Origin of the sequence: Sulfuricurvum sp. (genome assembly GCF_049305995.1) — a bacterium.
GTDB lineage: Bacteria > Campylobacterota > Campylobacteria > Campylobacterales > Sulfurimonadaceae > Sulfuricurvum.
Genome location: NZ_JBAQPS010000022.1, coordinates 1 through 4058, shown reverse-complemented (window position 1 = coordinate 4058; position 4058 = coordinate 1). Strand labels below are relative to the sequence as shown.

Genomic DNA, 4058 nt, shown 5'->3' with positions numbered 1-4058 from the left:
ACGGCTGGATGGCGAAACATTTTGTCTCCCACCCTTCCCTTACCCAAGAGCTTTTTGGACGTACCTTTTTAAACCCTGTCGGTCTTGCGGCTGGGTTTGATAAAAACGCGACGATGTTTCACGGTATCATGTCTATGGGATTTGGTTTCACTGAAATCGGTACCCTCACCCCAAAACCTCAAGAGGGAAATCCACGTCCCCGTTTATGGAGACACATCGAAGAAGAATCCCTACAAAACGCGATGGGATTCAACAATGACGGCCTTTTCCGTATCTCTCACCGTCTCAAAAATATCTACCCTTTCAGCACCCCTATCGGTGTCAATATCGGTAAAAATAAAATCACCCCCGATGACAAAGCGATCAAAGATTACACCACCCTCATCAAAGCACTCCATGAGTATGCCGATTATATGGTCATCAATATCTCCTCTCCGAATACTCCGGGATTGCGTGATCTCCAAAACGAATCGTTCATTTCCCAACTCTTCGCCGAAGCCAAAGCGCTCACCAATAAACCTATTTTGCTCAAAATCGCCCCTGACATGTCGGAAGATCAAGCAGTAGCACTCTGTGTTCACGCTGTTGAGAGCGGAGCAGACGGTATCATCGCGACCAACACAACCATCGATTATTCGCTTGTTTCCGAACCCGAAGATATGGGGGGACTGAGCGGCGAAGTATTGCGCGAGCGAAGTTTCTACATTTTCGATGCGATTGCACGTGAACTTTATGGCAAAACAACCCTCATCAGTGTCGGCGGGATTAGCACACCTGAGGAGGCGTACCGACGTATCCGAGCCGGTGCTTCACTGGTGCAAATCTACACCTCGTTGATTTTTAAAGGGCCTGAAGTGATCGAAGAGATCAACAGCGGTTTAATCGACCTTTTAGCATCGGATGGCTTTAGCTCGATTAGTGAAGCAATCGGCGCAGATCGGCAATGAAAATCATCATTGCAACAATTTTGTCTCTAGGAACCCTAATGGCCTCATCGCTCCCTCATTATGAAACTTCCACCCTATCCAACGGATTGCAAGTCGTTGCCATCCCGATGGATAACGGCTCATCCGTTATCTCGACCGATATTTTTTATAGAGTGGGAAGTCGTAACGAAGTGATGGGTAAAAGTGGTATCGCACACATGCTGGAGCACATGAATTTCAAATCAACCAAAAACCTCAAAGCGGGCGAGTTTGACGAAGAGGTGAAAAGTGTCGGGGGGATGAACAACGCCTCCACCGGATTTGACTACACCCACTACTACATTAAATCAAGCTCAGAGAACCTCCCAAAATCACTCTCCCTCTTCTCTGAATTGATGCAAAATCTTAACCTCAAAGATGAAGAATTCCAACCAGAGCGTAATGTTGTCGCTGAAGAGCGTCGCTGGAGAACCGATAACAATCCTATGGGGTATCTCTATTTCCGTCTCTTTAACAGTGCCTACGTCTATCACCCCTACCACTGGACGCCGATCGGATTTATGAACGATATCCAAACGTGGACGTTAGAAGATATCCGCTCATTTCACGAAACCTATTATCAGCCGAAAAACGCTATTTTGATCGTAACAGGGGATATTAAACCCTCTAGCGTATTTGCAGAGGCAGAAAAACAATTTGGTTCCGTTGCCAACACCCTCGATATTCCACAAAAAACCGTGATTGAGCCTGAACAAGATGGTGCACGCCGAGTCGAAGTGAACAAAGAGAGCGAAGTGGAGATGCTCGCGATCAGCTTCCCAATCCCGAATTTCCAACATGCCGATCAACCGAAACTCTCCGCTCTGAGTGAAATGCTCAGTTCAGGGAAAAGCTCACGCTTGAACCGTGTTCTTGTCGATGAAAAACGGCTCGTGAATCAAATTTATGCCTACAATATGGAAAACATCGATCCGGGTGTATTCCTCTTTTTAGCGGTGTGCAACAACGGAGTCAAAGCTGAAGAGGTAGAAAAAGAGATTTGGACTATTATCCATGCCCTCCAAAAAACTCCGGTTGAGCAAGCTGAAGTGGATAAGGTCAAAATCAACACCAAAGCCGATTTCATCTACTCGTTAGAGAGTTCAACATCGGTTGCCGATTTATTCGGAAGCTACCTAGCTCGCGGAGATATTTCTCCATTGATGAAGTATGAAGCGGCGATTGAGTCATTGAATCCTAAAGAGATCCAAAATGTCGCAAAAACCTATTTGGTTCCTGAAAAATCAACAACGCTAATCCTACGAAAAGGACAAAAATGAATCTAGTAACAGGCTCAACCACAGCCCTGATAACCCCTTTTAAAAACGGAAAATTGGATGAGCAAAAATACGCTGATCTAATCAAACGTCAAATTAAAAATGGGATTAATGCCATCTGTCCGGTAGGGACAACAGGAGAGAGCGCAACCCTCACCTACGACGAAGACCGTATTTGTATGGAAATCGCCGTAGAGGTTTGTAAAGGTACGTCCACTAAAGTGTTGGCGGGTGCCGGAAGCAACTCTACCGCCGAAGCAATCGAAGCAGCTCTTACAGCACAAAAATGTGGTGTTGATGCTATTTTCTCCGTAGCACCGTACTACAATAAACCATCCCAAGAGGGATTGTATCAGCACTACAAAGCGATCGCAGAATCAGTACCGGAACTGCCGTTTATGCTCTACAATGTCCCAGGACGCACCGTCGTCGACATCAGTGCCGATACCGTTATCCGCCTTTTTGATGATGTGAAAAATATTTACGGGATCAAAGAGGCGACGGGGAGTATCGAGCGCACCATCGAACTCCTCTCTCGCAGACCTGAGCTCAAAGTCTTTAGCGGAGATGACGCTATCGATTACGCTATTTTAGCCTGTGGAGGAGCAGGGATTACTTCGGTCACCTCTAACCTCCTACCTGATCTAAAAAGCCAGCTTGTAGCCAAAGCCCTTTCAGGGGATCTGAGTGGAGCTAAAGCACTCAATGATGCATTGTTCCCGATCAATAAAGCCCTCTTTTTAGAGTCCAATCCGGTGATGATCAAAGCGGCGATGTATATCGCCGGACTCATCGATACGTTAGAGTATCGCCTCCCTCTCGTTGCACCAAGCAATGAGAATATGAAAAAACTTGAAGAAGTTCTAAAAAATTACAACGTTGTAGGAGCATAAAGAATGTCAAATATGAAGGGCAAAACACTCGTAATCACGGGAGCCACCAAAGGGATCGGACAAGCCATCGCTGAAAAATTTGCACAGCAGGGTGTTAACATCGCATTTACCTACAACTCTAACGGCGAAACAGCCGCTATTTTAGCCCAAGAGTGGGAGAGCAAATACGGTATCAAAGCCCGTGCTTATCCTCTCAATATCTTAGAAACCGATGAATTTAAACCTCTCTTTGAAGCAATCGATGTCGATTTTGACCGTGTTGACTTTTTCGTTAGTAACGCGATGATCTACGGTCGTCCCGTGGTCGGCGGATACGGTAAGTTTATGCGTCTCAAACCACGCGGTTTGAACAACATCTACACCGCAACCGTCAACGCTTTTGTCGTCGGAACCCAAGAAGCGGCAAAACGGATGGAAAAAGTGGGCGGAGGTGCAGTTGTCACCATGTCAAGCACAGGTAATCTCATCTACATCGAAAACTACGCAGGTCACGGAACCAACAAAGCTGCCGTTGAAGCAATGGCACGCTATGCGGCGGTAGAGCTCGGAGAGATGAACATCCGTGTTAATGCCGTCTCCGGCGGACCGATCGACACTGATGCACTCAAAGCGTTCACCAACTACGAAGAGGTAAAAGCTGAAACGATCAAACGCTCAGCACTAAATCGTATGGGTGAACCTGCGGATATTGCAGGAGCAGTTTATTTCCTCTGCACGGATGAAGCCAGTTGGATCACAGGTCACACCTTGGTTGTCGATGGTGGGACTACCTTTAGATAATCTCCGCTCTTCTCTCCGTCATCGTATACTTAAGAAGTGCCAAAAAGAGGTAAACTTGTAAGGTGCGAGAGAAACAGAGGGTGAATAAAAACGAGTTTGTCATGGATCACCTAAGATCGTACGGAATGTTATTTCCACCCTCT

The 4058-nt window shown here is 46.4% G+C and carries 4 protein-coding genes; all 4 read left to right on the top strand.

Annotated elements, in window-relative coordinates; all coding sequences use genetic code 11:
- Positions 1–947, top strand: a 947-nt coding sequence (locus WA010_RS00755) for a quinone-dependent dihydroorotate dehydrogenase (protein ID WP_422555268.1), incomplete at its 5' end; no start/stop codon positions are given.
- Positions 944–2245, top strand: a complete 1302-nt coding sequence (locus WA010_RS00750) for a M16 family metallopeptidase (protein ID WP_422555267.1) — start codon at positions 944–946, stop codon at positions 2243–2245. The genes WA010_RS00755 and WA010_RS00750, both read left to right, overlap by 4 nt.
- A complete protein-coding gene (gene dapA, locus WA010_RS00745) occupies positions 2242–3135 on the top strand; it encodes a 4-hydroxy-tetrahydrodipicolinate synthase (RefSeq protein WP_422555266.1) in 894 nt (297 codons plus the stop codon). Before WA010_RS00750 ends, dapA begins: the two co-directional genes overlap by 4 nt.
- Before the next feature lie 3 nt (positions 3136–3138).
- On the top strand, positions 3139–3915 hold the full coding sequence (locus tag WA010_RS00740) for an enoyl-ACP reductase (RefSeq protein ID WP_422555265.1): 777 nt from the start codon (positions 3139–3141) through the stop codon (positions 3913–3915).
- Positions 3916–4058: the final 143 nt, after the last annotated feature.

Coding starts and splice junctions, on each gene's coding strand:
- WA010_RS00750 (WP_422555267.1), top strand. CDS start 944: ATGAAAATCATCATTGCAACAATTTTGTCTCTAGGAACCCTAATGGCC.
- dapA (WP_422555266.1), top strand. CDS start 2,242: ATGAATCTAGTAACAGGCTCAACCACAGCCCTGATAACCCCTTTTAAA.
- WA010_RS00740 (WP_422555265.1), top strand. CDS start 3,139: ATGTCAAATATGAAGGGCAAAACACTCGTAATCACGGGAGCCACCAAA.